Annotated in this window: 19 protein-coding genes; 14 read left to right on the forward strand and 5 right to left on the reverse strand. The window is 70.8% G+C overall.

The window, feature by feature from the left end:
• Nucleotides 1-8 precede the first annotated feature (8 nt).
• The 4 genes from LB823_RS14905 to LB823_RS14920 all read left to right on the forward strand — a co-directional run bounded on the left by LB823_RS14905 (nucleotide 9) and on the right by LB823_RS14920 (nucleotide 4,149).
• Nucleotides 9-1,640: an alpha/beta hydrolase-fold protein gene (locus LB823_RS14905; RefSeq protein ID WP_224648017.1), complete on the forward strand. Its 1,632-nt coding sequence runs from the start codon at nucleotides 9-11 to the stop codon at nucleotides 1,638-1,640.
• A gap of 80 nt (nucleotides 1,641-1,720) precedes the next feature.
• A complete protein-coding gene (locus tag LB823_RS14910) occupies nucleotides 1,721-2,161 on the forward strand; it encodes a DUF732 domain-containing protein (RefSeq protein ID WP_224648018.1) in 441 nt (146 codons plus the stop codon).
• 4 nt (nucleotides 2,162-2,165) lie between these two features.
• Nucleotides 2,166-3,176, forward strand: a complete 1,011-nt coding sequence (locus LB823_RS14915; protein ID WP_224648019.1) for a cutinase family protein — start codon at nucleotides 2,166-2,168, stop codon at nucleotides 3,174-3,176.
• Between the two features lie 19 nt (nucleotides 3,177-3,195).
• On the forward strand, nucleotides 3,196-4,149 hold the full coding sequence (locus tag LB823_RS14920) for a cutinase family protein (RefSeq protein ID WP_224648020.1): 954 nt from the start codon (nucleotides 3,196-3,198) through the stop codon (nucleotides 4,147-4,149).
• Between the two features lie 42 nt (nucleotides 4,150-4,191).
• Here the strand turns inward: LB823_RS14920 and LB823_RS14925 are convergent, their stop codons facing one another.
• Nucleotides 4,192-5,310 carry an agmatine/peptidylarginine deiminase gene (locus LB823_RS14925; RefSeq protein WP_224648021.1) on the reverse strand — a complete coding sequence of 373 codons (1,119 nt, stop codon included), beginning with the start codon at nucleotides 5,308-5,310 and terminating at the stop codon, nucleotides 4,192-4,194.
• 497 nt (nucleotides 5,311-5,807) lie between these two features.
• On the opposite strand from LB823_RS14925, the gene LB823_RS14930 reads away from it, so the two are divergent.
• The 5 genes from LB823_RS14930 to LB823_RS14950 all read left to right on the forward strand — a co-directional run bounded on the left by LB823_RS14930 (nucleotide 5,808) and on the right by LB823_RS14950 (nucleotide 17,080).
• A complete protein-coding gene (locus LB823_RS14930; protein WP_224648022.1) occupies nucleotides 5,808-6,788 on the forward strand; it encodes a TIGR03621 family F420-dependent LLM class oxidoreductase in 981 nt (326 codons plus the stop codon).
• Between the two features lie 226 nt (nucleotides 6,789-7,014).
• Entirely contained in the window at nucleotides 7,015-8,925 is a 1,911-nt protein-coding gene (fadD32, locus tag LB823_RS14935; RefSeq protein WP_224648023.1) for a long-chain-fatty-acid--AMP ligase FadD32, read from the forward strand.
• Between the two features lie 81 nt (nucleotides 8,926-9,006).
• Complete coding sequence (gene pks13, locus LB823_RS14940; RefSeq protein WP_224648024.1) at nucleotides 9,007-14,136, forward strand: polyketide synthase Pks13; 5,130 nt, start codon at nucleotides 9,007-9,009, stop codon at nucleotides 14,134-14,136.
• Between the two features lie 19 nt (nucleotides 14,137-14,155).
• Entirely contained in the window at nucleotides 14,156-15,730 is a 1,575-nt protein-coding gene (locus LB823_RS14945) for an acyl-CoA carboxylase subunit beta (protein ID WP_224648025.1), read from the forward strand.
• Complete coding sequence (locus tag LB823_RS14950; RefSeq protein WP_224648026.1) at nucleotides 15,731-17,080, forward strand: FAD-binding oxidoreductase; 1,350 nt, start codon at nucleotides 15,731-15,733, stop codon at nucleotides 17,078-17,080.
• Nucleotides 17,081-17,221: 141 nt separating this feature from the next.
• Here LB823_RS14950 and LB823_RS14955 read toward each other — a convergent pair whose 3' ends face one another.
• Nucleotides 17,222-17,707 carry a GAF domain-containing protein gene (locus tag LB823_RS14955; RefSeq protein ID WP_224648027.1) on the reverse strand — a complete coding sequence of 162 codons (486 nt, stop codon included), beginning with the start codon at nucleotides 17,705-17,707 and terminating at the stop codon, nucleotides 17,222-17,224.
• Between the two features lie 363 nt (nucleotides 17,708-18,070).
• Here LB823_RS14955 and LB823_RS14960 point away from each other — a divergent pair, with 363 nt between their 5' ends.
• From LB823_RS14960 to LB823_RS14970, 3 genes are all read left to right on the forward strand, one after another.
• Nucleotides 18,071-19,048 (forward strand): alpha/beta hydrolase family protein, encoded by a 978-nt coding sequence (locus tag LB823_RS14960; protein ID WP_224648028.1) that lies wholly within the window; start codon nucleotides 18,071-18,073, stop codon nucleotides 19,046-19,048.
• A 299-nt stretch (nucleotides 19,049-19,347) separates the two neighbouring features.
• A complete protein-coding gene (locus tag LB823_RS14965) occupies nucleotides 19,348-20,310 on the forward strand; it encodes an alpha/beta hydrolase family protein (protein ID WP_224648029.1) in 963 nt (320 codons plus the stop codon).
• 112 nt (nucleotides 20,311-20,422) lie between these two features.
• Nucleotides 20,423-21,352 (forward strand): CoA ester lyase, encoded by a 930-nt coding sequence (locus LB823_RS14970; RefSeq protein ID WP_224648030.1) that lies wholly within the window; start codon nucleotides 20,423-20,425, stop codon nucleotides 21,350-21,352.
• Nucleotides 21,353-21,412: 60 nt separating this feature from the next.
• Here the strand turns inward: LB823_RS14970 and LB823_RS14975 are convergent, their stop codons facing one another.
• The 3 genes from LB823_RS14975 to LB823_RS14985 all read right to left on the reverse strand — a co-directional run bounded on the left by LB823_RS14975 (nucleotide 21,413) and on the right by LB823_RS14985 (nucleotide 24,190).
• A complete protein-coding gene (locus LB823_RS14975) occupies nucleotides 21,413-21,949 on the reverse strand; it encodes a YceI family protein (protein WP_224648031.1) in 537 nt (178 codons plus the stop codon).
• 113 nt (nucleotides 21,950-22,062) lie between these two features.
• Nucleotides 22,063-22,431 (reverse strand): VOC family protein, encoded by a 369-nt coding sequence (locus tag LB823_RS14980; RefSeq protein WP_224648032.1) that lies wholly within the window; start codon nucleotides 22,429-22,431, stop codon nucleotides 22,063-22,065.
• Between the two features lie 76 nt (nucleotides 22,432-22,507).
• Entirely contained in the window at nucleotides 22,508-24,190 is a 1,683-nt protein-coding gene (locus LB823_RS14985; RefSeq protein ID WP_224648033.1) for a phosphoenolpyruvate--protein phosphotransferase, read from the reverse strand.
• A gap of 102 nt (nucleotides 24,191-24,292) precedes the next feature.
• Here LB823_RS14985 and LB823_RS14990 point away from each other — a divergent pair, with 102 nt between their 5' ends.
• Nucleotides 24,293-25,066: a DeoR/GlpR family DNA-binding transcription regulator gene (locus tag LB823_RS14990; RefSeq protein WP_224648034.1), complete on the forward strand. Its 774-nt coding sequence runs from the start codon at nucleotides 24,293-24,295 to the stop codon at nucleotides 25,064-25,066.
• A complete protein-coding gene (locus LB823_RS14995; RefSeq protein ID WP_224648035.1) occupies nucleotides 25,063-26,022 on the forward strand; it encodes a 1-phosphofructokinase family hexose kinase in 960 nt (319 codons plus the stop codon). The genes LB823_RS14990 and LB823_RS14995 overlap by 4 nt, the downstream gene beginning before the upstream one ends.
• Nucleotides 26,023-26,049 lie beyond the last annotated feature (27 nt).

A 26,049-nucleotide genomic window follows, 5' to 3' on the forward strand; every position in this document is an offset into this window, starting at 1 on the left:
CTGGTCCCATGTCATCGCTGGGCCGAATCGGAACGCTGCTCGTCGCCGGGGCCGTGGCGGCGGGCACCGTCGTGGCGGCACCGTCGGCCCTGAACCCCGCGCCCGCGCACGCGGACCCGGCCCCCGCGAAGTCCCGGATCACGGACGCGCAGTGGCAGGGCGATCACCAGGTGGACCTCACCGTCTACTCCGCGGCGATGAACGATTCGATCAAGATCCAGCTGCTGCTCGCCCGCGACTGGCACGCCGACCCCAAGGCGAAGTTCCCCACGCTGTACCTGCTCGACGGGATGCGGGCGCGCGAGGACCGCAACGGGTGGCTGCTGGAGACGAACGTCGCGGACTTCTACCGCGACAAGAACGTCACCGTCGTGCTGCCGGTCGGCGGCCAGTCCAGCTGGTACACCGACTGGAAGCGCCCCGACAACGGCAAGAACTACCAGTGGGAGACCTTCCTCGCCAAGGAGCTGCCGCCGCTGCTGCAGCAGGGCTGGCGCGCCACCGACGCGCGCGCCGCCGCCGGCGTCTCCATGGGCGGCACCGCCGCCTTCACCCTGGCCGCCCGCAACAAGGGCCTGTACCGGTTCGCCGGCTCCTACTCCGGCATCCTCTCCACGAGCACCCCCGGCACCCCCGAGTCGATCGCGATCGCCATGCGCGACGCGGGCGGCTTCAACGCCGACGCCATGTACGGCCCGCCCACGGATCCCGCCTGGGCGCAGCACGATCCGCTCAAGCTGGCGGAGAAGCTGCGCGGCATCAGCCTGTACTTCAGCTCCGGCAACGGCTCCGGCGGGACCGGCGCGCCCACCGACCTGCAGGCGATGGCGCTCGAGGTGCTCGCCCGCTCGTCCAACCAGGCCTTCGCGATCGAGCTCAACCGGCTCGGGATCCCCGCGAACGCGCTATACCGCCCGTCGGGCAACCACAGCTGGCCGTACTGGCAGTTCGAGAACGGCCAGGCCTGGCCGCAGGTGCAGGCGGCGCTCGGCGTCGCCAACCCGAAGCCCTGCGGCATCGCCGGAGCCATCGGCGAGGCCGCGCCCAAGACCCCGACCCTGGGGTCGTGCGTCACCGTCGAGTACGCCGTGCCCGGGGGCCGCGCACAGGACTTCCGCGGCGGCCAGGTCTTCTGGTCGGCCGACACCGGCGCGCAGGTCGTGGGCGGCGCGATCGGCGGCGCCTACCTGGGGACGGGCGGCCCCGGCGGCCCGCTCGGGTACCCGACCGGCGGCGAGCGTGCCCTGGCTGACAAGAAGGGCCGCTACCAGCAGTTCCAGCACGGCACCGTCTACTGGAGCCCGCAGACCGGCGCCCGCGCAGTGCGCGGCGCGATCCGCGACAAGTACGCCGCCCTGAACTACGAGCGCTCGGCGCTCGGTCTGCCGCTGGGCGACGAGACGAAGCTCCCCGCCGGCGCCTTCCAGCGCTTCCAGGGCGGGCAGGTCTACTGGTCGCCGAAGACGCCCGCGACCGTGGTGAACAACGGGCCGATCTTCGCCGAATGGGGCCGCCAGGGGTACGAGGGCGGACGCCTCGGCTACCCCGTCGCCGACTCCACGCCCATCCCGGGCGGCTTCGAGCAGCGCTTCGAGCGCGGCGTGATCGCCCTGGTCAACGGGGTTGCGACCGCACGCTGACGCCCGGCCGAGGGTTGCGCTTCGGCGCTGCCGGTAGCCTGGCAGCGTTGCGTTCCGGACGTACTTCAAGGAGAGAAGACATGGCTGGACTTCGGGGAGCCCTCGCGGCCGCAGTGATGACGGGCGGCCTGCTGCTCGGTGCCGTCGCGTGCGGCGGCAGTTCGACGGTCGAGGCGCCGACCACGCCGGTGGAGGGCGAGCCCACGTCGCTGCCCGCGACCGCCCCCGGATCGGCCACGGCACCGTCGGGCTACCCGGGCGCGAGCTCGGCCTCGAACCCGGCGCTGACGCAGAAGGACAAGGACTTCATCAAGAAGGTCCGCGAGGACGGCGTGAAGGCCCCCGACGACGTCGTGATCAACGCCGCGCAGTTCGCGTGCGAGTACGACAAGTCGGGCCGCGACGCCAAGAACCTCGAGCCCTTCGTGGTCGGCATCCTCGGCCCGTACGACGGCGACGCCGCCTCCGGGAACGCGAAGAAGTTCATCACCGAGGCGCGGGCCTCGTACTGCAAGAAGTGATCCCGTGACGCACCAGGAGCCCGGAAAGCCGAGCGGCGGACGCAGGTTCTCGCCGGTGACGATCATCGTCGGCGTGGTCGTCATCATCGCGCTCGTCCTGCTGGCGATCCTCGTGGGCACCTGGCTGCGGCCCGGCCCGGAGCTGCCGCCGGTCTCGCCGGACGGCTCCTCGTCGAGCCCGTCCGCGACCGCGGCGCGGCCCACCTCGCAGCCCGCGGACTGCCCGGACGTGCAGGTGATCTCGGTGCCCGGCACGCTGGAGTCGTCGTCGAAGGACGATCCCTACCGGCCGACGTTCAACCCGAACTCGCTGATGCTCAAGGTGACGGCGCCGCTCGCGGCGGCGCTGCCGGACAGCCGCGCCGACGTGTGGACCACCCCGTACGTCGCGCAGCTGTCGAACCCCGTCGCCATCCCGCCGGACGGGCAGGCCTCGTACGAGAAGTCCCGCACCGAGGGCTACGACAAGTCGGTCGCGCAGATGAAGAAGGTCTACGACAAGTGCAAGCTCACAGGCTTCGTGCTGATGGGCTTCTCGCAGGGCGCCGTGATCGCGGGGGACATCGCCGCCGAGGTCGGTGCGGGCAAGGGTGTCGTCCCGGCGGAGAACATCCTCGGCGTGGGCCTCATCTCGGACGGTCGGCGCGAGCCCGGCGACGCCCGCACCGCGGGCCCGAACCCGCCCGGCGTGGGCGTCGAGGTCGCCTACGGCGGCTTCAGCTTCGGCAGCCTGTCGCTGCGCGGTAAGCGCGAGGGCGGCTTCGGCGCGGTCAAGGACCGCACCGTCTCGCTGTGCGGCAACAAGGACCCGATCTGCAACCAGCCCAAGGACATCTTCCAGGCCGGCAACATCGCGACCACGCTGCCCGAGCTGCAGAAGGTGCTCGCCGGCAACTCGCACGCGCTGTACGCCACGACCACGGACTGGTCGTCGAACGGGCAGACCGCCACACAGTGGCTGCAGGCCTGGGCGCGCGGCGTGATCGACAAGGCGCCTAAGCCTCCCCACAGCTAGCCCTGGTATCCACATAGGAATGGCAGGCACGAAGAGTCAGGGAGCGCGGAAGGCCGGGCGCGTGTTCGGCATCGCCGTCATCATCGCGGCGATCATCGCGATCATCGTCGTGATCACGCTCATCATCACGATGATCCGCAAGCCGGAGCCCACCCCACCCGGCGAGCCCACGGGGCCGCAGGCCGCGGGCTGCCCGGACGTGCAGGTGATCTCCTTCCCCGGCACCTGGGAGTCCTCGGCGACGGACTCGCCGGAGGCACCGACGTTCAACCCGCGCTCGCTCATGCTGCAGGTGACGAACCCGCTGGACAAGCAGTACGCCGACGCCCGCGCCGACATCTGGACCGTCAACTACGCCGCCCAGTTCCACAACCCGATCGCGGTGCCGCCGGACGGCCAGATGACCTACCAGGCGTCGCGGCAGCAGGGCACCGACCGGGCGATCGCCAAGATCACCGCGGTCAAGGACACGTGCCCCCGCACGGGCTTCGTGCTGATCGGCTTCTCGCAGGGCGCGACGATCGCGGGCAACATCGCCGCGCGGATCGGAGCCGGGAACGGCCCGATCACCGCGGACCGGCTGCTGGGCGTGGGGCTGATCTCCGACAGCCGCCGGGTCCAGGGGCAGGGCAGGGCCATCGGCCTCGACCCCGCGGGCGAGGGCGTCGAGGTCACCTTCGCCGGCTTCAGCTTCTCGGGCGTCGACCTGCAGGGCAAGCGCGACGGCGGCTTCGGCTCGGTGAACGACAAGGTCGTCACGATCTGCGGCTCCAACGACCCCATCTGCAACCAGCCGAAGGGCGGGCTGCTGGGCCTGGCCACCGGCCTGCCGCAGGTGATCTCCACCATCACGCAGAACTCGCACGCGGCCTACGGCACCACCGCGAACTGGTCGCTCGACGGCAAGACCGCCACGCAGTGGCTCACCGGCTGGGCCGTCGGCGTCATCGACAAGGCGCCGAAGACGAAGTAGCCGTGCACCGCTGACCACCTGTGCGGTGGTCAGCGGTACACGTCAGGGGCGAGCCGGCTGCTGCTGGGTGGCGCAGTGGATACCGCCGCCGCCCGCGGCGACCGGATCGATGTCGAGTTGCACCACCTCGCGGCCGGGGAACAGCCGCTGCAGCGTCGCGCGCGCCTCGCCGTCGGTCTCGGCGTCGCCGAACTGCGGGCAGATCACCGCGCCGTTGCACAGGTAGAAGTTGATGTACCCGGCGGCGAAGTCATCGTCCTGTGCGTACCGCTCGCGGACCGTCGAGGGCGCGCGCAGCGCCTCCACCTGCAGCTTCCGTCCCTTCGCGTCGGTCGCTCCGCGGAGGATCTCCAGGTGGCGCTTCGTCACCTCGTGGTCGAAGGAGTCGGGATCGTCGTCCTGCGCGGCCACCACCACCCCGGGCGAGGCGAACCGCGCGTAGAAGTCCGTGTGCCCGTCGGTGATGTCCTTGCCCTTGATGCCGGGCAGCCAGATCACCTTCTCGATCCCCAGCAGCTCGCTCAGTTCCGTCTCGACCTGCTGCTTCGTCCAACCGGGGTTCCGATTGTCGTTGAGCACGCAGCTCTCGGTGATGATCGCGGTGCCCTCGCCGTCGACCTCCAGCGCCCCGCCCTCGATCACCAGGTCGGTCCGCACCGCCTCGGCCTTCGCCTGCGTCGTGACGAAGCCGGCGACCTTCGCGTCGGCGTCGTGGGTCTGCTTGTTGCCCCACCCGTTGAAGTTGAAGTCGACGCCCGCGAGGCCCGTGTCGCCGGTGACGAACGTCGGGCCGGTGTCGCGGATCCACAGGTCGTCGAGCTCGGCCGGCACCAGCGTCACGCCCGGCGCCGTGCCGAGCAGACCGCGGGCGGCGTCCAGCTGATCGGGGCGGACGAGCATCGAGACGGGCTCGAACCGGCCGATCGTCGTCGCGATGAGCATGAGCGTCCGCTGCACGTCGGGCAGCAGTTTCTCGCCCCACACGTCGTCGCGCACGGCCAGCGCCATCCATGTGCGCTCGTGCCGATCGCCCTCGTCGGGCATGCGCCACCGTCGCCCGCCCCGGTCCACGGGCGATCTCTCCGCCGGCGTGTTCGACGGTGCGCCGCACGCCGCCAGCACGGCCGCTGCCGCCGCGAGCAGGAAGTTCCGTCGTCGCATCGCGTCACCTCTTCCGACGGTGCCGGCCTCTCCAGCCCCGCCCGCCCATTGTCGCCGGTCGCGGCGTTCCGCGGGGGATTCGGCGCCGCGCGGGGGACGGCCGGTCCCCCACCGGAGGAACGCCGTCTCATGGGGGACCGGACGCCGCGCGGGGGACGTCGACGCCGCGTTGGGGACATCTGGTCCCCCCACGAGGCGACCGGCGCCCGATGGGGGAGGCGTCGTCCCCCACGCCCCGTCGACGCCGCGTGGGGGACGACGGTGCCAAGGCCCGAACGGGGGAACCGAGCGACGGACGGGCAGAGCGACGCCGTCGAGCGGAGCGACCGAGCGCCGAGTGAGCGACGTCTGAGCGAGCGGCGAAGGGCCCACCCGGCCCGGTCATGTGCTGGTCACGGGCACCGGGAATCACAGGGCGGCCGAGGCACCGTCGGGCAACCGTTAGGCTGTCCGCAACGTTTCACGACCGCACCCCAGTCGACCAGGAGTACCCACACGTGACCACTGAGCCCCGCAAGTTCCGGTTCGCGGCCGGCGGCGCCGGCAACGCCGACGAGGGCGGCGCGCGCAAGTTCGTCAAGCTCGCGCAGGAGGCCGAGGAGCTCGGGTTCGACACCTTCGCGATCCCGGATCGGCTGGACGCGCAGGTGGGACCGCTGGCCGCGCTGGGCGCGCTGGCCGTGAGCACCGACAAGATCCGCCTGGCGACGTCGATGCTGGCGATGCCCTTCCGGCACCCGGCGGTGCTGGCCAAGGAGCTCACCACCATCGACGTGCTGTCCAGGGGGCGCCTCGAGGTGGGCTTGGGCCTCGGCGCCTTCAAGGAGGACTTCGACCAGTCGGGCATCGAGTTCGAGTCGCCCGACCGCCGGTTCCAGCGCCTGGACGAGGGCCTGACGGTGCTCGACGCGCTGCTCCGCGGCCAGGAGGCGGAGTTCGAGGGCGAGGTCTTCCGGGTCAAGGAGCTCAAGGGCTACCCGCGGCCGCGGCAGGGCCCGCGCCCGCCGATCGCCATCGGCGCCGGCGCCCGCCGCACGCTGGAGCTGGCGGCCCGGCGCGCCGACGTCGTCTCGATCAACCCGCGCAGCTCGGCCGAGGGCAAGCTCCGGATCTCGGACATGTCGATGGACGCCGTGAAGAACAAGGTCGAGATCGTGAAGGTCGCCGCGGGCGAGCGCTTCGCGGACATCGAGCTCTCCTGGTCCATCGCCACCATCGTGATCACCGACGACCGCGAGCAGGTCGCCGACTTCGCGCTCAAGGCCATCGAGCGCGGCCTCTCGGCCAGCATCGAGATCGACAAGGAGGTGACGATCGACGACGTTCTGGGCTCGCCCTACCTCGCGATCGGCACCTTCGACGAGATCGCCGACCAGGTGCGCGCCACCCGCGCCGCGACGGGCATGTCCTACGTCGGCGTGATCCCCACCCAGATGGAGGCCTTCGCGCCCGTCCTGGAGCAGCTCAAGGGCGAGTGATCGAGTCCACTCCCCAACCTCTCGGTTTTCGTCCCCGCCGTTACCGCGCGGTACGATAGTCGGGTTTGCGGATTTTCACAGCGTGGTTACGCCCCGAACGGGTGAAACATGTTGCGGATATCAAGCACTATGAGGTGGCGCACAGGCCCGCAACGGGCCGTCGCCGCCACGCGATGTACCACTGTATGACCGTCAGCCGCCCGGCGTCGGTGACGAGGAGCAATGCATGAACAACGAGTTTGACCAGTTTCTGGACGAAGACGGCAACATCTTCTTCCGCCCCGGAACCACGCTGGTCGACTTCGTCGAGCGCAACGCACGGGAACGTGCCGACACCCTCGCCTACCGTTTCATCGACTACAGCCGCGAGCGCGACGGCGTCGTCCACGAGCTGACCTGGTCGCAGTTCGGCGCCCGGCTGCGCGCCATCGGCGCCCGCCTGCAGCACATCACCAAGCGCGAAGACCGCGTCGCGATCCTGGCCCCGCAGGGCCTCGACTACGTGACCGCGTTCTTCGGCGCCCTGTACGCCGGCAACATCGCGGTGCCGCTGTTCAGCCCGGACGAGCCCGGCCACACGGACCGCCTGCGCATCGTCCTCGAGGACTGCAAGCCGACGGCGATCCTGACCTCCTCGGGCTCCGCCGAGGCGTGCCGCAACTTCTTCCGCCACCTGCCCGCCAAGGAGCGGCCGCGGATCATCGCCGTCGACGCCATCCCGGACTCGGTGGGCTCGACGCTCAAGCCCTTCCCGATCTACCGCGACACCATCGCGTACCTGCAGTACACCTCGGGCTCCACGCGGAACCCGGCCGGCGTGCAGATCACGTACGAGGCCGTCGGCACGAACGTGATCCAGATGATCCATGCGCTGGACCTCAACGAGAACTCCCGCGGCGTCACCTGGCTGCCGATGTTCCACGACATGGGCCTGCTCACGGTGATCCTGCCCGCGCTCGGCGGCAAGTTCATCACCATCATGAGCCCGTCGGCGTTCGTCCGCCGCCCCGGCCGCTGGATCAACGAGCTGGCCGCCGTCGAGGACGGCGCGGAGACCTTCGCCGCCGCCCCGAACTTCGCCTACGAGCACGCCGCCGCCCGCGGCCTGCCCAAGGAGGGCGAGACCCTCGACCTGTCGAACGTCAAGGGCCTGATCAACGGCTCCGAGCCCGTCACCGTCTCGTCGATGAAGAAGTTCAACGAGGCCTTCGCCCCCTACGGCCTCTCGCCGAAGGCGATCAAGCCCTGCTTCGGCATGGCCGAGGCGACGCTGTTCGTCAGCTCGACCCCCGTCGAGAACGAGGCGCGCGTGGTCTACGTCGACCGCGACCAGCTGGCCGCCGGCACCTTCGTCGTCTCCGAGGAGGGTGCCGAGGGCGCCGTCCCGCAGGTCTCCTGCGGCGACATCGCGCTGAGCCAGTGGGCCTGCATCGTCGACCCCGAGACCGGCAAGGAGGTGCCCGACGATTCCGTGGGCGAGATCTGGCTCCACGGCATGAACATCGGCTCGGGCTACTGGGAGCGCGACGAGGAGTCCCGCGAGACCTTCCAGAACTACCTGACCCCGCTCTCCGACGGCAGCCACTCCGAGGGCGTGAAGAACCTCGAGAAGGCCAAGTGGATGCGCACGGGCGACTTCGGCGTCTACCACGGCGGCGAGCTGTACATCACCGGTCGCGTCAAGGACCTCGTGATCGTCGACGGCCGCAACCACTACCCGCAGGACCTGGAGTTCACGGCCCAGGAGTCCGACACCAAGTACATCCGCACCGGCTACGTCGCGGCGTTCTCGGTGCCGGCCAACGAGCTGCCGGCGGCGGTCTTCGAGAGCAACACCTCGGGCCTCACCTTCGACCCGAACGATCAGAGCGAGCAGCTGGTCATCGTGGCCGAGCTCGGTGCCGGTGGCGCCAAGCAGGACCAGCAGGCCCTGGCGGACGGCATCCGTTCGGCCGTGGGCGCCGCGCACGGCGTGCTGGCGCGCGACATCCTGCTCGTCCCCGGTGGCTCGCTGCCCCGCACCAGCTCGGGCAAGATCGCCCGGCGCGCGGGCCGCGCCGCCTACATCGACGGCACGCTCCGCGGCGGCTACACCCAGACGGCGTTCCCCGACGCCGAGGCGAACGACGTCCAGTAGCGCCCACCGGCGCTCGCACAACCACAACTTCATCACACGCGACTGCGTAACCCACGGTCTCGACGCGAAGGGTAGATACACATGGCTGAGAACGAGTACACCCCCCATGAAGGCCCGACCGGCAAGGCCCGCGAGGATCTGAGCCTCGAGGAACTGCGCGCGTGGATGCGGCAGTGGATCGCCGACGCGACCAAGCAGCCGCTGGAGAACATCACCGACGACAAGTCGCTCGACGAGTTCGGCCTGGGCTCGCGCGACGCGGTCTCGATGGCGTCCGACATCGAGGACTTCACCGGCGTGCAGCTGACGGCCACCGTCGCCTTCCAGCACCCGACGATCGCGCTGCTCAGCCAGCGCATCATCGACGGTGACCCGGTGGTCTCCGACGACGACCTCGCGGCCGAGGCGGCGCGGTACGACCGCGGCGAGGAGTTCGAGGCGAACCGCGGCACGCACGACGTGGCCGTCGTCGGCCTCGCGACCCGCTTTCCCAAGGCCGGCGAGACGCCGGAGTCGACGTGGGAGTTCCTCATCGGGAACGGCGACGCCACCACGGACCTGCCCGAGGACCGCTGGCTCGAGTTCAAGCAGGACCCGCGCCTGAAGGCCGTGCTCGACGAGGCCAACACCTTCGGCGGCTACCTCGACGACGTGGCCTCCTTCGACGCCGAGTTCTTCCAGATGACCCCGCGCGAGGTCGAGATGGTCGACCCGCAGCAGCGGCTCGCGCTCGAGCTGACCTGGGAGGCGCTGGAGCAGGCCAACATCCCGCCCAGCTCCGTCAAGGGCACCCGCACGGGCGTGTGGATGGGCAGCTCGGCGAACGACTACCAGATGCTGGCCGTCGCGGATCCGACGAAGGCCAACCCGTACGCGCTGACCGGCACGTCGACGTCGATCGTCGCGAACCGCGTCTCCTACTTCTACGACTTCCACGGCCCGTCGGTGACCGTCGACACGGCGTGCTCCTCGTCGCTGGTCGCGATCCACCAGGCCGTCCGGAGCCTGCGCGACGGCGAGACCGACATGGCGGTCGCCGGCGGCGTGAACATGCTCATCGTGCCCGCCGCGACGCTGGGCTTCGACAGCCTCGGCGCGCAGGCGCCCGACGGCAAGATCAAGGCCTTCAGCTCCGACGCCAACGGCATGATCCGCGCCGAGGGCGGCGGCGTCGTTCTCCTCAAGCGCCTCGCCGACGCCGAGCGCGACGGCGACGACATCCTCGGCGTCATCGCGGGTTCCGCGGTCACCTCCGACGGCAAGTCGAACGGCATCTTCGCGCCGAACCCCGAGGCGCAGGTCATCAACCTGCGCGACGCCTACATCGACGCCGGCATCGACCCGCGCACCGTCGACTACCTCGAGGCGCACGGCACCGGCACCATCCTGGGCGACCCGCTCGAGGCGGACGCCATCGGCCGCGTCCTGGGCCGCGGCCGCGAGGCCGAGAAGCCGCTGCTCCTGGGCTCGGCGAAGACCAACTTCGGCCACCTGGAGGCGGCCGCGGGCATCGCGGGCGTCGCCAAGGTGCTGCTCGGCATGCGCAACGGGCAGATCCCCGCCTCGCTCAACTTCGCCGGCCCCAACCCGTACATCCAGTTCGAGGCCAACCGCCTCCTCATGGCGGCGCGGAACACGGAGTGGCCCAAGTACTCCGGCAACCGGCTCGCCGGCGTCACCGGCAACGGCTTCGGCGGCACCAACGCCCACGTCGTGATCAAGGAGTACGTCGCGCCCGAGGTCGTCGACGGCGCCGTCGAGTCCGACGAGGCCCCGGCGAACGCCGTGCCCGCGTTCTACGCCGCCACCTCCGACGGTGCCGCGGTCCCGCTCGTGCTCACGGCCTACGTCCCCTCGCGCCGACGGGCCGCCGCCGCCGAGCTACTCGAGTGGCTCGAGTCCGACGAGGCGAAGGAGTACACGCTCGCCGAGATCGGCCGCACGCTCGCGAGCCGCAACCACGGCCGCGTCCGCGCCGTCGTCATGGCGAAGGACCTCGACGAGGCGATCAAGGGCTTCCGCGCGATCGCCGAGGGCAAGAACGCGCCGAACGTCATCTCCGCCAACCAGCCCGACGCGGCCGGCCCGGCGTTCATCTTCTCCGGCTTCGGCAGCCACCACCGCAAGATGGCCAAGCAGCTCTACCTCGAGAACCCGATCTTCAAGCACTACTTCGACGAGGTCAACGAGCTCATCATCGACGAGTCGGGCAACGACTACGCCGACATGATCACGGACGACGAGCAGACCTTCCACATCGAGACCGGCCAGGTGGGCATCTTCGCCATCCAGGTCGCGCTCGTGGGGCTGTTCCGCCATCACGGCATCGAACCCGGTGTGGTGCTGCCGCATTCGATGGGTGAGGCCACCGCCGCCTGGGTCACCGGCGGTCTCTCGCTGGAGGACGCCGTGCGCGTCATCTGCAACCGCTCGCGCCTCATGGGCGAGGGCGAGGAGATGCTGCCGGAGGAGATGGAGCGCTTCATGGCGCTCGTCGAGTACAGCGCCGCCGACATCGAGACCGTGCTCGGCGAGTACGAGGGCCTGGAGATCTGCGTCTACGCGGCCCCCACCCACACCGTGCTCGGCGGCCCCGGCAAGGTCATCGACAAGATCGTCGCCGAGACCGAGGCCAAGGGCCTCATGGCGCGCAAGCTCGTGACCCGCGGCGCTTCCCACACCTCGCAGATGGATCCGCTGCTCGGCGAGCTGCAGGCCGAGCTCATGGGCATCGAGCCGCACGCGCTGCAGTACCCGATGTACTCGACCGTGAACAAGGACGAATTCTACAAAGCCGGCCACGCGCCGGTGCACGACGTGGACTACTGGATCAAGGGCCTGCGCCACAGCGTCTGGTTCACCCAGGCCGTGGAGAAGGCCGTCGAGGCCGGCTACCGCACCTTCATCGAGTTCTCGCCGAACCCGATCACGCTGATCTCGGTCGCCGCGGTGACCTTCGGCTCCGGCATCCAGGACGCCGCGCTGGTGCAGACCCTCAAGCGCAAGGAGGACGAGCAGGGCACCATCATGACCGCCCTCGCCACGGTCTTCGCGCGCGGCCACCACGTGGACGTCGCCTCGCTGTTCGGCCCCGGCCGCTACGCACCGGTGCCGCGAACGAAGTTCCAGCGCAAGCACATCTGGATCCAGACCAAGCTGCCCGACGGTGGCTCGGGCATGGTCCCCGGCGGCCACGTCGCCCTGCCCGACGGCCGGCACGTCTGGCAGCTCGACGCCGGCGCGCTCACCCTGGGCGACGGGACGAAGATCCCGCTGGTCGACCTGGCGAAGAACGCCGCCGTCCAGGTGCTCGACGGTGCCGCGGTCACCGCGGCCGTGGAGCACGGCGAGGTGCGCGACGGGCTGACCCTCACCACGACGCTGACCCCACACCCCGGCGGCGCGTCGATCCAGGTGCACGAGAACACCGGTAAGGGCTTCCGCCTGCTGCTCGACGCCGTCGTCGTGGGCGGCGAGGCCTCCGGCACCGCCGCGGCTCCGCTCATCACCCGGGCGGCGCCCGCGGTGGAGGAGATGGACGAGCTCGACGAGTCCGAGCCCGAGATCACCGTCTCCGACGAGACCGAGGCACCTGCGCCCGAGGGCAGCGGCGAGCGCTGGTCGCCCGACACGGGCGAGTCGGTGGAACACCGCCTGGGCCTGATCATCTCGGAGATCATGGGCTTCGAGATCGAGGACCTGCCCAAGGAGATCCCGCTCATCGACCTCGGCATGGACTCGCTCATCGCGATGCGCATCAAGAACCGCACCGAGTACGAGTTCGACATCCCGCCGATCCAGATCCAGGCGGTGCGCGACGCCTCCTTCAACGACGTGGTGCAGTTCGTCGAGTACGCGGTCGAGCACCGCGACCAGGTGGACGCGCTCGCCGAGCATCAGTCCGGCACCGGCGAGCTCGCCGACGCCGGCCAGCTGGCCGAGATGATGAAGGCCGCCAAGGCGGAGGCCGCCGCGAAGGCCGAGGCCCCCGCGCCCGCTTCCGAGGCGCCGGCCGCTGCCGCACCCGCCGAGCCCGCCCCGGCCGAGGCCGCGCCCGCGGCACCGTCGGACGAGAAGACCACTACCCCCGACCTGCTCGACGGCGCGGCCGTCGCGGCGGCCGTGGGCGACGGCGTGCCCCCGCGCGACGCGGCGGAGCGCCTCACCTTCGCGACCTACGCGATCGTGGTGGGCAAGTCGCCCGGTGGCGTCTTCACCGAGCTCGACGTGCTCTCCGAGGACGTGGCGGAGAAGCTGACCGCCCGCCTGTCGGAGCGCGCCGGCGGCGAGATCGACATCGAGGACGTCATCGACTCGAAGAACATCGAGGAGATGGCGACCTACGTGGGCGCCGTCATGAACGAGGCGACCCCGGTGGACGGCTTCGTCCGCACGCTGCGCAAGCCGGAGGGCTCGGACCGCAAGCCGCTGTTCCTCTTCCACCCCGCGGGCGGCAACACTACCGCCTACGAGGCCCTGCTGCGCAAGCTGCCGGAGGACCTGCCGATCTACGGCTTCGAGCGCGTCGAGGGCGAGATCGAGGAGCGGGTCGCCGAGTACCTGCCGAAGTTGAAGGAGATCCAGCCGGAGGGACCGTACCGGCTCGCGGGCTGGAGCCTCGGCGGCGCCTTCGCCTACGGGCTGGCGCGCGCGCTCGAGGACGAGGGCCAGGAGGTCGAGTACATCGGCCTGCTCGACGTGGTCGCGCCGAAGGTGCCGCTCACCGACGAGCCCGCCGAGAAGAAGGCCCGCCTGGAGCGTTGGGAGACGTTCGCGCGGAAGAACTACGACATCGGCAACGAGATCGAGCTGCCCATGGACCGCCTCAACGCGGCCGACGACGAGGGCCAGTTCCGGATCATCATGGAGCTGGTGCAGCTCTCCGACAAGAAGATCCCGACGTCGATGATCGAGCACCAGCGCACGTCCTTCGTGGACAACCGCATGCTGATCAAGGTGAACCCGGCCGACTACGGGAAGTTCGGCGGCACGGTCACGCTGTACCGCGCGGACCGCATGCACGACGGCGCCGTCGAGCTGGAGCCGAACTTCGCGGACATCGCGCCGGACGGCGGCTGGGCGCCGGTGGTCGAGGACCTGCGGATCGTCAAGATCGGCGGCGACCACCTGCAGCTCATCGACGAGCCGTACATCGGCAAGATCGCGGCGCACATGACGGACGAGCTCAACCGGGCCGACGGCGCCAGCTGAGCTCCGGGCAGGGGATAGGGTGACAGACGTGACGGACGTATCGGACCAGGTCGACCTCAACACGACCGCGGGCAAGCTCGAGGATCTGTACCGCCGCCTCGAAGAGGCGAAGGACCCGGGCAGCCCGCGGGCGCGGGAGCGGCGCGACGCGAAGGGCCTGCCCAGCGCGCGTGCGCGCATGCAGATGCTGTTCGACGAGGGCACGTTCGTCGAGCTGGACCAGCTCGCGAAGTCGCCCGGCGACGACCGCATCAAGGACGGCGTCGTCATCGGCTACGGCCTGGTCAACGGCCGCAAGGTCGCGGCCTTCAGCCACGACCAGACCGTGGGCGCGGGCACTGTCGGCGAGATGTTCGGCCGGAAGATGGTCAAGCTGTACGACTTCGCGGCCTCCGCGGGCCTGCCGGTGGTCGGCATCAACGACTCGGGCGGCGCCCGGATCCAGGACGCGGCCACGTCGATCGCCTGGTACGCCGAGCTCGGCCGGCATCAGGACGGCCTGTGCGGCCAGGTCCCGCAGATCTCGATGATCCTCGGCACCTGCGTCGGCGGCGCGGTCTACGCGCCCGCCAACACCGACGTGCTCGTCGGCGTGCAGGACAACACCTACATGTTCGTCACCGGCCCCGAGGTGATCCGCCCGACCACGGGCGAGACCACCTCAGCGGAGGACCTCGGCGGCGCGATAAAGCAGGCCCAGTGGGGCAACCTGCACCACATCGCGGTCGACGAGCAGGCGGCCTTCGACTGGGTCAAGCGCTACCTGTCCTTCATGCCGGACTCGGTGCACCAGCGCCCGCCGTTGATCAACCCGGGCCTGGAGCCCGAGCTCACCGACTCGGACCTCGAGCTCGAGTCGATCATGCCGGACGCCGACACCGCCGGCTACGACATCCACGACGTGATCCTGCGCGTCTTCGACGACGGCGACTTCCTCGAGTACGCCGAGCTGTGGGCACCGAACATCGTGACCGGCTTCGCCCGCGTCGACGGGCAGTCCGTCGGCGTCGTCGCGAACCAGCCGATGCACATGGCCGGCACCCTCGACACGCAGGCCTCGGAGAAGGCGGCGCGGTTCGTGCGCCTGTGCAACTCCTTCAACATCCCGCTCGTCTTCCTCGTGGACGTCCCCGGCATCCTGCCCGGCGTCGAGGAGGAGAAGATCGGCACCATCCGCCGGTCGGGCAAGTTCATCTTCAGCTACGTCGAGGCGGCCGTCCCGAAGGTCACCATCATCCTGCGCAAGTCCTACGGCGGCGCGTGGGCCGTGATGGGCTCCAAGCAGCTGGGTGCCGACTTCGTCTTCGCGTGGCCGACGGCGCGCCTGGCCGTGATGGGTGCCGAGGGCGCCGCCGCGATCATCAAGCGGCGCGAGATCGAGGAGGCCGGCGAGAACGGCCCCGCGATCCGGCAGGCCTTCATCGACTTCTACAACCAGTTCATGGCGACGCCGTGGCTGGCGGCCGAGCGCGGCTACATCGACGGCGTGATCGAGCCGAAGGAGACCCGCCTGCTGATCCGCAAGTCGATCGCGCAGCTGCGCGACAAGGAGCTGCAGCGCGTGCCGCGCCGCACCTACCTCATGCCGATGTAAATGGCGTCGCTGGAGGGCTTTCCGCAGCTCACCGGGTCGGTGCTCACCGACCCGGACGTGACGGCCGCCTACGCCGTCGATCACTGCTCGCCGGTGCACGGCGCCGTCCCGCTCGCGGTGGTGCTGGCCGAGACCACCGAGGACGTCGCCGCGGCCGCGGCCTGGTGCTACGCCAACGACGTCGTGATCGTGCCGCGCGGCGCGGGCAGCGGCCTCGCCGGCGGCGCCAGCGCCATCGAGGGCTGCGTGATCATCTCGCTCGCGAAGATGAACGCGGTCAAGGAGATCAGCGTCGCGGATCAGTACGCGATCGCCGAGGCGGGCGTGATCAACGCCGACCTCGACCGCGCGGTCCGCGCGCACGGGTTGATGTACCCGCCGGACCCCTCGTCGTTCGAGATCTGCTCCATCGGTGGCAACGTCGCGACGAACGCCGGTGGCCTGCGCTGCGTCATGTACGGCGTGACGCGCGAGTACGTGCTCGGGCTGACCGTCGTGCTGCCCGACGGGCGGATCATCACGACCGGCAGGCGCACCGTCAAGGGCGTCACCGGCTACGACCTGACCCAGCTGCTGGTCGGCAGCGAGGGCACGCTCGGCATCGTCACCGAGGTCACCGTCAAACTCCGTCCCGCGCCGGTGATCCCGCCGACGACCGTCGCCGCGTCCTTCCCGGACGTGGTGAGCGCGGCTGCCGCGGTCGCCGCGGTGGTCGGCACCGGCGTGGTGCCCGCGCTCATGGAGCTCATGGACCGCCGCACCCTCGAGTGCGTGGAGGCGTTGCGGCCCTTCGGGCTCGAGGAGGAGACCCGGGCGATGCTCATCGGCCAGGGCTCGACGCCCGCCGACGCCGAGGTCCTGGCCCGCGAGTTCGAGGCCGCCGGGGCGCACTACACCGTCGTCTCCGACGATCCCGTCGAGGCGGCGGAACTGCTGGCCGTGCGCCGCGCCGCCTTCCACGCCTACGAGCACGCCGGCAACATCTTCTCCGAGGACGTGGGCGTGCCCCGCTCGCAGCTGCCGGAGATGTTCGCCCGCATCGAGGCCATCTCCGCGAAGTACGACGTCGACATCCCCACGTGCGCGCACGCCGGCGACGGCAACCTGCACCCCACGCTGATCTACCCGAAGGACCAACGGGAGGTGCCCCAGGCCATCTGGGACGCCGCCGACGAGGTCTTCCAGGCCGCCCTCGCGCTCGGCGGCACTCTCACGGGTGAGCACGGCGTGGGTGTGTTGAAGGCACGCTGGGTGGGGGAGGAGCTGTCCGAGGACGTCCTCGAGCTGCACCGCGGCATCAAGGCGGTCTGGGACCCCAAGAACCTCCTCAACCCCGGCCGCGGCTTCTAGTCCCGCTCGCTGCGCTCGTGGCCGTCCCTAGCGGGGCGGCCTCCTCCCCAGGTCCATGGACGTGGGGAGTGCACGGCGCGCGGAGGCAGTGCACGCCCCGCTAGGGAGAGCCCGACGGGGCGCCGCGGTCGGGCGAGCGGGCTACGTCAACGAGTCGACGAAGACCGCGGCGACGGCTTCGAGGCCGCGCTGGTCGTCGTCGGTGAACCGCGCCGTCCGCTCGCTGTCGAGGTCGAAGACGCCGATCAGCTCGCCGTCGCGGATCAGCGGCACCACGAGCTCGGAGTTCGTCGCGCCGTCGCAGGCGATGTGGTCCGCGATGGCGTGCACGTCGTCGACCCGCTGCGTCGCGCGCGTGCGGGCGGCGGCGCCGCAGACGCCCCGGTCCAGCGGGATGCGGATGCACGCCGGCAGGCCCTGGAAGGGCCCGACGACGAGCTCGGCACCGTCGTAGAAGTAGAAGCCCACCCAGTTGAGGTCGGGCACCGTCGCCTTGACGAGGGCCGAGAGGTTCGCGGCGTTGGCGATCCGGTCGGGCTCGCCGGCGACGAGCGCGCGGGCGTAGTCCGCGAGCTCGGCGTAGCGCTCGGCGGGGGACTCGGAGAGGTCGGGAAGGGAGAACGACACGCCCTGACGGTACGGGGTCCGACGGTGCGCCGGCACCCTCGTATCCGGCCTGAGTCTGGGCGGAAGCTGAGAGTGCGAGGGGTTGGAACCCGGCGTGATCGAGATCGAAAAACACCGTATGTACTGCGCTGACCTGCCCGAGCGCATCGATCTTCACCGGTAGTTGTAACAGGGTGACGCGACGCTCCGACTAAGAGTTTGTCAGGAACTGAGATCTCGCATACAGTGCCTGACGAGCACTGAACCGCTCGCGTTGCTCTGTCACGGGGCCTCCCTGTGGTACTGACGGGGCCGGCTCGCCGGCACCGCGCAGGCGGTTCGCACGCGCCCACCGGGCGGAAACACTGAGGAAGAGAGTCTCGTATGCGTATGCGTAACGGCTGGGCCAAGAAGGCCGCCGCCGCCGCGGTCACCGTGGCTGCCATTCCGGCCCTGACGATCGCCGGCACGGGCGCCGCGAACGCTTGGGGCCCCGGCAGCGCCAAGAACCCGCCGAAGGGCTTCAAACAGGCCTTCGTCAACGGCGCCGGCATGCCGAACGTCAAGGTCCGCAGCTGGGCCTCGACCACCACCGACCCCAAGAAGGCTCCGACCGTCGTTCTGCTCGACGGCCTGCGCGCCACCTGGGACGTCTCCGGCTGGGAGCGCGACTCCAACGTCGCCTTCCTGTCGCAGAAGGGCATCAATGTCGTGACGCCCGTCGGCGGCACCTCGAGCTGGTACACCGACTGGCAGGGTCCGTCGTCGACGAACCGCCAGGCGTACCGCTACACCTGGGCGTCGTTCCTCAAGAACAGCCTGCCCCAGTACATCCGCAGCCTCGGCTTCAGCGACAACGTCTCGCTGGTCGGCCTGTCGATGTCCGGTAGCGCCGCGATCATCAACACCGTCGAGTCGAACGGCTACTACAAGCGCGCCGCGTCGCTCTCGGGCCTGAACAACATCTCGGCGCCGGGCGTCCCGATCGCCGTCGGCATCGCGTCGCTCGATTCGGGCGGCTACAACGCCGGCCTCGACATGTGGGGCGGCCCGTTCGACTCGCGCTGGGCCAAGAACGACCCGACCGTGCAGGTGAACCGCCTGAAGAACATCCCGCTGTGGATCTCGGCCGGCAACGGCGTCTTCGGCAAGTACACCCCGAACCCGGGCCCGGCCGACGTCATCCAGGGCGTGCCGCTCGAGTGGCTCGCGCTCTCGCAGTCGCGCTCCTTCCAGGGTGCGGCGCAGCGCGCCGGCCTGAACAAGGTGCACTACGACTTCCCGCCGGCCGGCACCCACACGTGGGGCTACTGGCAGGACCAGGTGTGGCAGATGCAGCGCACCGGCTGGTTCTCGAAGTAATCCTTCGCGATTCCACGAACAGATCACACGACAGGCGGCCTCGTTCGGACGAACGGGGTCGTTTGTCGTATTGTGAGCTGGACGACTTTCCTGAGGAAACCGGGAGTGTCTGTAACGACTTACCCTGTGATTTCGATGAGATCCAGGGAGAGTGTCGCCCATGTGACGCGTGTGAAACATGTGACATGTGTGACGAACGATGTTAGAGTGACGACTGTGACAAGGCTGGTCTCTTCGACCATCCGTCCGGTCCACCAGCTACTGCGCGGAGACTCCGCGTGAAAAAGGAGAGGTCAGCAATGCGAGCAGCCTGGGGTAAGCGAGCGGGTGCAGCGGTTCTCACCGCGGCCATGGTGCCCGCCCTCGCCGGTCTGGGTGCCGGCGTCGCCGGCGCCTGGGGTCCGGGGTCGGCGAAGAACCCGCCCAAGGGCTTCAAGTCCGAGAAGGTCGACGGAGCCGGCATGCCGGCCGTCACGGTGCGTTCGTGGGCCTCCACCACGACCGATCCGGCGAAGGCCCCGACCGTCGTTCTGCTCGACGGTCTGCGCGCCACGCAGGACGTCTCCGGCTGGGAGCGTGACTCCAACGTCGCCTTCCTGTCGCAGAAGGGCGTCAACGTCGTCATGCCCGTCGGCGGTACGGCCAGCTTCTACACGAACTGGGCGAACACCTCGAAGCACGGCAACGGCACCTACAAGGCCACCTGGGGCAACTTCCTGGCCTCGAGCCTGCCGGCCTACATCAAGTCGCGCGGCTTCTCGAGCAACCTGTCGCTCGTCGGCATCTCGATGGGTGGCGGCGCCGCCCTCATCAACGCCGCGAACAACCCGGGCGTCTACAAGCGCGCCGCTGCGCTGTCGGGCTTCCTGAACACCTCGGCCCCCGGCATGCCGGTCGCCGTGGGCGTCGCGATGCTGGACGCGGGCGGCTACAACGTCCTCGACATGTGGGGCGGCCCGTTCGACGCCAACTGGGCGAAGAACGATCCGACCGTCCAGGTCGGTCGCCTGAAGGGCACCAAGCTGTGGATCACCGCCTCGACCGGTGAGCCCGGCAAGTACACCCCGAACCCGTCGCCCGCCGACATCGTTCAGGGCGTGCCGCTCGAGATCCTCGCCAAGTCGCAGTCGGAGGCCTTCAAGGCCGCCGCTGACAAGGCCGGCGTGAGCGCTCACTACGACTTCTCGTCGGTGGGCACCCACACGTGGGGCTACTGGAGCGACCAGGTGTGGCAGATGCAGCGCACCGGTTGGTTCAACTGATCACGCGCTGATCGAACGATCGTGAGGAAGGCCCCGGGCACCTGCCCGGGGCCTTCCCGCGTATCGGTACCCTCGTCAGCGAACCCACAGCAGAAACCCGAGGTTGCAGACGATGGCCCCGCTCACCCCCACGACCGAGACCGACGAGCCCGTCGGCTTCCGCATCGATCCCGTGCTCGCTCGCAGCTGGCTGCTCGTCAACGCCGCACAGCCGGAGCGCTTCGACGCGGCGGCCCGCTCCCGCGCGGACATCGTGGTGCTGGACATCGAGGACGCCGTCGCGCCCAAGGACAAGACGGTCGCGCGGAACAACGTGGTCGACTGGCTCAGTCGCGAGGTCGACGGGACGCCGAACAACGGGTGGGTCCGCGTCAACGGCTTCGGCACGCAGTGGTGGGCCGACGACCTGGAGGCTCTGCGGGAGGCGAAGCACCTCGGCGGCGTCATGCTCGCGATGGTCGAGTCGATGGACCACGTCACCGAGACCGCTAAGCGGCTGCCGGACACGCTCATCGTCGCGCTGGTGGAGACCGCGCGCGGCCTGGAGCGGATCAGCGAGATCGCGTCCGCGAAGGGCACCTTCCGCCTGGCCTTCGGTATCGGCGACTTCCGCCGCGACACCGGCTTCGGCGGCGATCCGACGACGCTGGCCTACGCCCGCTCGCGGTTCACCATCGCCGCCAAGGCCGCGCACCTGCCGGGCGCGATCGACGGGCCGACCGTCGGCTCCAAGGGCCTGCTGCTGACGGAGGCGACCGCGGTCTCCGCCGAGTTCGGCATGACCGGCAAGATCTGCCTCACGCCAGACCAGTGCCACCCGGTGAACGAGGGCCTGAGCCCCTCGCCGGAGGACATCCGCTGGTCGCGAGAGTTCTTCGCGGAGTTCGACCGCGACGGCGGCGAGATCCGCAACGGCTCGGACCTGCCCCGCATCGCGCGGGCCACGAAGATCCTCGACCTGGCCCGGGCCTACGGCATCGTCGTGGCCGACGGCCTGGACGGCGAGCACGCCCCGGCACCGTCGGACACCTTCCACTACTGAGCCCGACGACGAAGCCCCCGCACCGCGCTCCGGCGGTCGGGGGCTTCGTCGCGCTGTGGATCAGGCCTGGCGCAGGGCCTCGATGTCGAGGGTCAGGGTGATCTTGTCGCCGATGACCTTGCCGCCGGTCTCGAGCGGCATGTCGATGGTGATGCCGAAGTCCTGGCGGGTGATGACGGTCTTGGCCTCGAACGCCGCGACCTCGCCCTGGCCCATGCCGGGGTTGGTGCCGAGGAACTCGAGCTCGAACTCGACGGGCTTGGTGACGCCGCGCAGGGTCAGCTCGCCGGTGAGCACGTAGTCCGAGCCCTTCGCCGCGACGCCGGTCGACAGGAACGTGGCCTTCGGGTGGTTCTCGGCGTCGAAGAAGTCGGCGGTGCGGATGTGCGCATCGCGCTGCGCGTTGCGGGTGTTCACGGAGGTCACGTCGACCTCGGCGGACAGCGACGCGGTGCCGTCCTCGGCGACCGTGATCGTGCCGCTGAACTCGTCGAACCGGCCCTTGACCTTGCTCACCATCAGGTGGCGCACGGAGAACTCGACGGACGAGTGGACGGGATCGACGACGTAGGTGCCGGCGGGGAGGACGTTGCTCATGGGGATGCTCCTTCGATGGTTGAACTCTCAAGACTCATCGAGCATAACCGGACTGCGGTCCGATGTATTCCGGGTCTGGTGAATCCGTCCTGAACATCCCCGGAATTCCGGTTCTACGCGGCCCCGTGGAAAACGGCCTCCACGTTGTTGCCGTCCGCGTCGCGGACGAAGGCGCCGTAGTAGCCGGGGTGGTACTCGGGCCACAGGCGCGGCGCGTGCAGCGACTCCGCGCCCAACTCGAGGGCGACCCGGTGGAACTCGTCCACGGTGGCGGTGTCGGGCGCGGCGAAGGCGATGTGCGCCTCCCGGTTCGAGGCGCCCTCGGCGGCGCCGGAGATCCAGAAGACGGGCTGCTCGACGCCGTAGCCGACGGCCACCTCGAAGTCCATGAGGCGGCGCGAACCGAGCACCGCCAGCACCCCGTCGTAGAACCGCTTCGCGGCGTCCAGGTCGGCACAGTTGATCCCGAAGTGGTCGATCATGACGGCTCCTCGCCCGATGCCGGGCGCCCGCTGCACCCGTGACGCCCTCAGGTCTAGCACCGGGGGCCGACAGGTTTCAGGCCAATGCGGCGCGCGCCGCCTCCCTGGCCGCCTGGGGGTCCGTCGCGGCGACCGCCGCCTCGGCCGCCCAGCGGCACTGCTGCAGCGTCACCGAGCCGACCCGGGCGCCCACGGCCGCGGCGGCGCCGGCCGCGCACGACAGGGAGGTCACGCCGAGGCCCACGAGCACGCAGGCCAGCAGCGGGTCGGCCGCGGCCTCGCCGCAGACGCCCACCGGCTTGTCCGCGTCGGCGCCGGCGCGGGCGGTGAGCTGGATCAGCCTCAGCACCGCCGGTTGCCAGGGGTCGGTGAGCGCCGCGAGCTCGGTGCTCATCCGGTCGGCCGCCATGGCGTACTGGGTGAGGTCGTTGGTGCCGAGCGAGACGAAATCCACCTCCGCCAGCACGGCGTCGGCGCACAGCGCGACGGCCGGGACCTCCACCATGACGCCCGCCGTCAGCCCGCGCTCCCGGCACTTGGCGGCGAACTCGCGGGCCTCCGCGGCGGTGGCGATCATCGGCGCCATCACCCACGGCTGCGCGGCGGCGCCCTCGGCGGCGGCGGCGATCGCGTCCAGCTGCCGGTCCAGCAGGCCGGGATCGTTCTCCGCGATGCGGATGCCGCGCACGCCCAGCGCGGGGTTTTCCTCCTCGCCGTGGTCGACGAACTTCAGTGGCTTGTCGGATCCGGCGTCCAGCGTGCGGATCACGACCTTCTGCCCGGGGAAGGCGTCGATCACCTCGCGGTACAGCGCGGCCTGCTCGTCGACCGAAGGCTCGTCGGCCCGGTCGAGGAAGGCCAGCTCGGTCCGGAACAGGCCGACGCCCTCCACCTGTCGCTCGGCGGCGCCCCGCGCCGTGACCCCGTCCTGCACGTTGGCGAGAATCGCGACCGCGGCACCGTCGGACGTGTGCCCGGGGCCGCGCCACCGGGCGATCTCGGCCGCCTCCCGGGCCGCCTCCGCGACCCGCGTCCGGGCCTCGCCCTCGTCCGGGTCGACGGTGACGGTGCCCGCCCCGCCGTCGAGCAGTACCGGCGTGCCCGCGTCGACGGTGCCGGCCCCCGTCAGCCCGACGATGCAGGGGATGCCGAGTTGCCGGGCGATGATCGCGGTGTGGCTGGTCGCGCCGCCGAGCCGGGTGCCGATGCCCACGATGAGCGCGGGATCGAGGCCCGCGGTGTCGGCCGGCGCGAGGTCGTCGGCCAGCAGGATCGACGGTGCGTTCGGCACCGGCACGCCGGGCTCGGGGCCGCCGAGCAGCTCGGCGACGACGCGGTCGCGCACGTCGCGCAGGTCGGTCACGCGCTCGGCCATGAGGCCGCCGAGCTTGGTGAACACGTCCGCGAACTGGTCGGTGGCGGCGGCTACGGCGTTCGCGGCGGGCGTGCCGGCCCGGATCAGCTTCTCCGTGGTGCCGATCCACGCCTTGTCGGAGGCGAGGCCCGCGTTCGCCCCGAGGACCTCCGCCGCCGCGCCCTGGGCCTGTGCGGCGCGGGCCCGCAGCCGGTCGGCGACGGCCTGCGCCGCGGTGGAGAACCGGGCGGCCTCGGCGTCCCGGTCGTCCTCGGGCAGGTCGACGGGCGGCGGCACCTCGGGGCGCGCGCCGGGCCACATGACGGGCGCGTAGGCGACTCCGGGCACGACGGGGGTGCCGGTGAGGGTGGCGAGGCCGGACGCGGTCGACTGCTGCGAAGTCATGTGACACAGATTACGAAATCCTCTTGACTTGTCAACACAAACAGGCGTAAAAACAGAAAAATCAAAATCATAACCACAGAAACCCACGAACTCGGAGGGGTCATGTACGCGGAGGAACGACAGCGCGCGATCAGTGAACTGGTCGGTGGCCGCGGCCGCGCGTCGGTCATGGAACTGGCCGAGCGGTTCGACGTGACCCCGGAGACGGTGCGCCGCGACCTGGACGCGCTCGAGCGGCTCGGCGGCGTGCGCCGGGTGCACGGCGGCGTCGTCGCCGCGGGCGTCCTGGCCGGCGCCGAGTCGGGCCTGGGGGAGCGCGAGGGCACCAACGCCGAGGCGAAGCGCCTGATCGGTGCCGCGGCCCGGCGCTTCCTGCCCCCGGCGGGCGGATCCGTCCTCTTCGACGCCGGCACCACGACCATCGCCGCGGCCCGCGAGGTCCCGGCCACCCTGCACATCACCGCGATCACCAACTCCGTGCCCGTCGCGGCCGCGCTGTCGACCCGCGAGGCCGTCGAGCTGCGGCTGCTCGGCGGCCGCGTCCGGGGCCTCACCCAGGCCGCGGTCGGCGCCGGCACCGTCGCCGAGATCGCGGGGCTGCGGGCCGACGTCGCGATCCTCGGCGCCAACGGCCTCGGCGCCGAGCGCGGCCTCTCCACGCCCGACGCCGACGAGGCCGCGGTCAAGACCGCGATGGTCCGCGCCGCCGACTTCGTGGTCCTCGTCGCCGACGCCTCCAAGTTCGGGCGCGAGAGCCTGGTCGCCTTCGCCGGCCTGGGCGCGGTCGACGTGCTGGTCACCGATGCGGCGCCCACCGGCGCACTCGCGACGGCGCTCGCCGACCACGGCGTGGACGTCGAGGTCGCCGCCCGATGATCGTGACCGTCACCGCCAACCCCAGCCTGGACCGGCTCGTCGTCCTCGGCGGGCCGCTGCGGCGCGGCGCCGTGCACCGCGCCGAGGGCGCCGCCGCCGACCCCGGGGGCAAGGGCGTCAACGTCTCCCGCGTCGTGCACGCGGCGGGGGAGGGCACCGTCGCCGTGCTCCCCGCCGACCAGGGCGACCCGCTGCTCGTCGGGCTCTCCCGCCTCGGCGTGCCCGCGATCCCGGTGCCCGTCGGCCACGAGGTCCGCAGCAACATCACCGTCACCGAGCCCGACGGCACCACCACCAAGCTCAACGCGCCCGGGGCGCCGCTGGCGCCGGAGACGGTGCGGGCCTTCGAGGACGCGATCGTCTCCGCCGCCGACGGTGCCGCCTGGCTCGCGCTCTGCGGCTCGCTGCCACCCGGCCTTCCGGACGACTGGTACGCCCGTCTCGCCGCGCGCCTCGGCGCCGGCCCCGCCGGCCCGCGCATCGCCGTCGACACCTCCGGCGCGGCGCTCGCGGCCTCGGCGGTACGCGGCGTCGCGCTGCTCAAGCCCAACGCCGAGGAGCTCGCCGAGCTGGTGGGCCGCGGCCCCGAGGCCGGCGCGGAGTTCGAGAGCCGCGCGGCCTCCGGCGATCTCGGACCCGTCCGCTCGGCCGCCGAGGAGTTGCATCGCGACACGGGCGCCGCCGTTCTCGCCACGCTCGGCGCCGCCGGCGCGCTCCTGGTCACCCACGAGGGTGCCTGGGCCGCGACCCCGCCGCCGATCTCGGTGCGCAGCACCGTCGGCGCCGGCGACAGTTCCCTCGCCGGCTACCTCATCGCTCATGCGCGCGGCGCCGATGCGCCGCAGCGTCTTTCCCTCGCGGTCGCCTACGGCGCCGCGGCCGCCGCACTGCCGGGCACCCAGGCGCCCCGACCGGAGGAGCTCGCCGTCGCCGACGTGCGGGTCACCGCCGTGTAGCCCCCTCGATCCGCCCGATCCACCAGC

The sequence above is a fragment of the Tsukamurella sp. M9C genome, assembly GCF_020169415.1.
Lineage (GTDB): Bacteria > Actinomycetota > Actinomycetes > Mycobacteriales > Mycobacteriaceae > Tsukamurella.

Bases quoted from the DNA above. Each gene is read 5' to 3' on its own strand.
- LB823_RS14905 (WP_224648017.1), top strand. From the start codon at position 9: ATGTCATCGCTGGGCCGAATCGGAACGCTGCTCGTCGCCGGGGCCGTG.
- LB823_RS14910 (WP_224648018.1), top strand. From the start codon at position 1,721: ATGGCTGGACTTCGGGGAGCCCTCGCGGCCGCAGTGATGACGGGCGGC.
- LB823_RS14920 (WP_224648020.1), top strand. From the start codon at position 3,196: ATGGCAGGCACGAAGAGTCAGGGAGCGCGGAAGGCCGGGCGCGTGTTC.
- LB823_RS14925 (WP_224648021.1), bottom strand. From the start codon at position 5,310: ATGCGACGACGGAACTTCCTGCTCGCGGCGGCAGCGGCCGTGCTGGCG.
- fadD32 (WP_224648023.1), top strand. From the start codon at position 7,015: ATGAACAACGAGTTTGACCAGTTTCTGGACGAAGACGGCAACATCTTC.
- pks13 (WP_224648024.1), top strand. From the start codon at position 9,007: ATGGCTGAGAACGAGTACACCCCCCATGAAGGCCCGACCGGCAAGGCC.
- LB823_RS14950 (WP_224648026.1), top strand. From the start codon at position 15,731: ATGGCGTCGCTGGAGGGCTTTCCGCAGCTCACCGGGTCGGTGCTCACC.
- LB823_RS14960 (WP_224648028.1), top strand. From the start codon at position 18,071: ATGCGTATGCGTAACGGCTGGGCCAAGAAGGCCGCCGCCGCCGCGGTC.
- LB823_RS14965 (WP_224648029.1), top strand. From the start codon at position 19,348: ATGCGAGCAGCCTGGGGTAAGCGAGCGGGTGCAGCGGTTCTCACCGCG.
- LB823_RS14970 (WP_224648030.1), top strand. From the start codon at position 20,423: ATGGCCCCGCTCACCCCCACGACCGAGACCGACGAGCCCGTCGGCTTC.
- LB823_RS14975 (WP_224648031.1), bottom strand. From the start codon at position 21,949: ATGAGCAACGTCCTCCCCGCCGGCACCTACGTCGTCGATCCCGTCCAC.
- LB823_RS14980 (WP_224648032.1), bottom strand. From the start codon at position 22,431: ATGATCGACCACTTCGGGATCAACTGTGCCGACCTGGACGCCGCGAAG.
- LB823_RS14985 (WP_224648033.1), bottom strand. From the start codon at position 24,190: ATGACTTCGCAGCAGTCGACCGCGTCCGGCCTCGCCACCCTCACCGGC.
- LB823_RS14990 (WP_224648034.1), top strand. From the start codon at position 24,293: ATGTACGCGGAGGAACGACAGCGCGCGATCAGTGAACTGGTCGGTGGC.
- LB823_RS14995 (WP_224648035.1), top strand. From the start codon at position 25,063: ATGATCGTGACCGTCACCGCCAACCCCAGCCTGGACCGGCTCGTCGTC.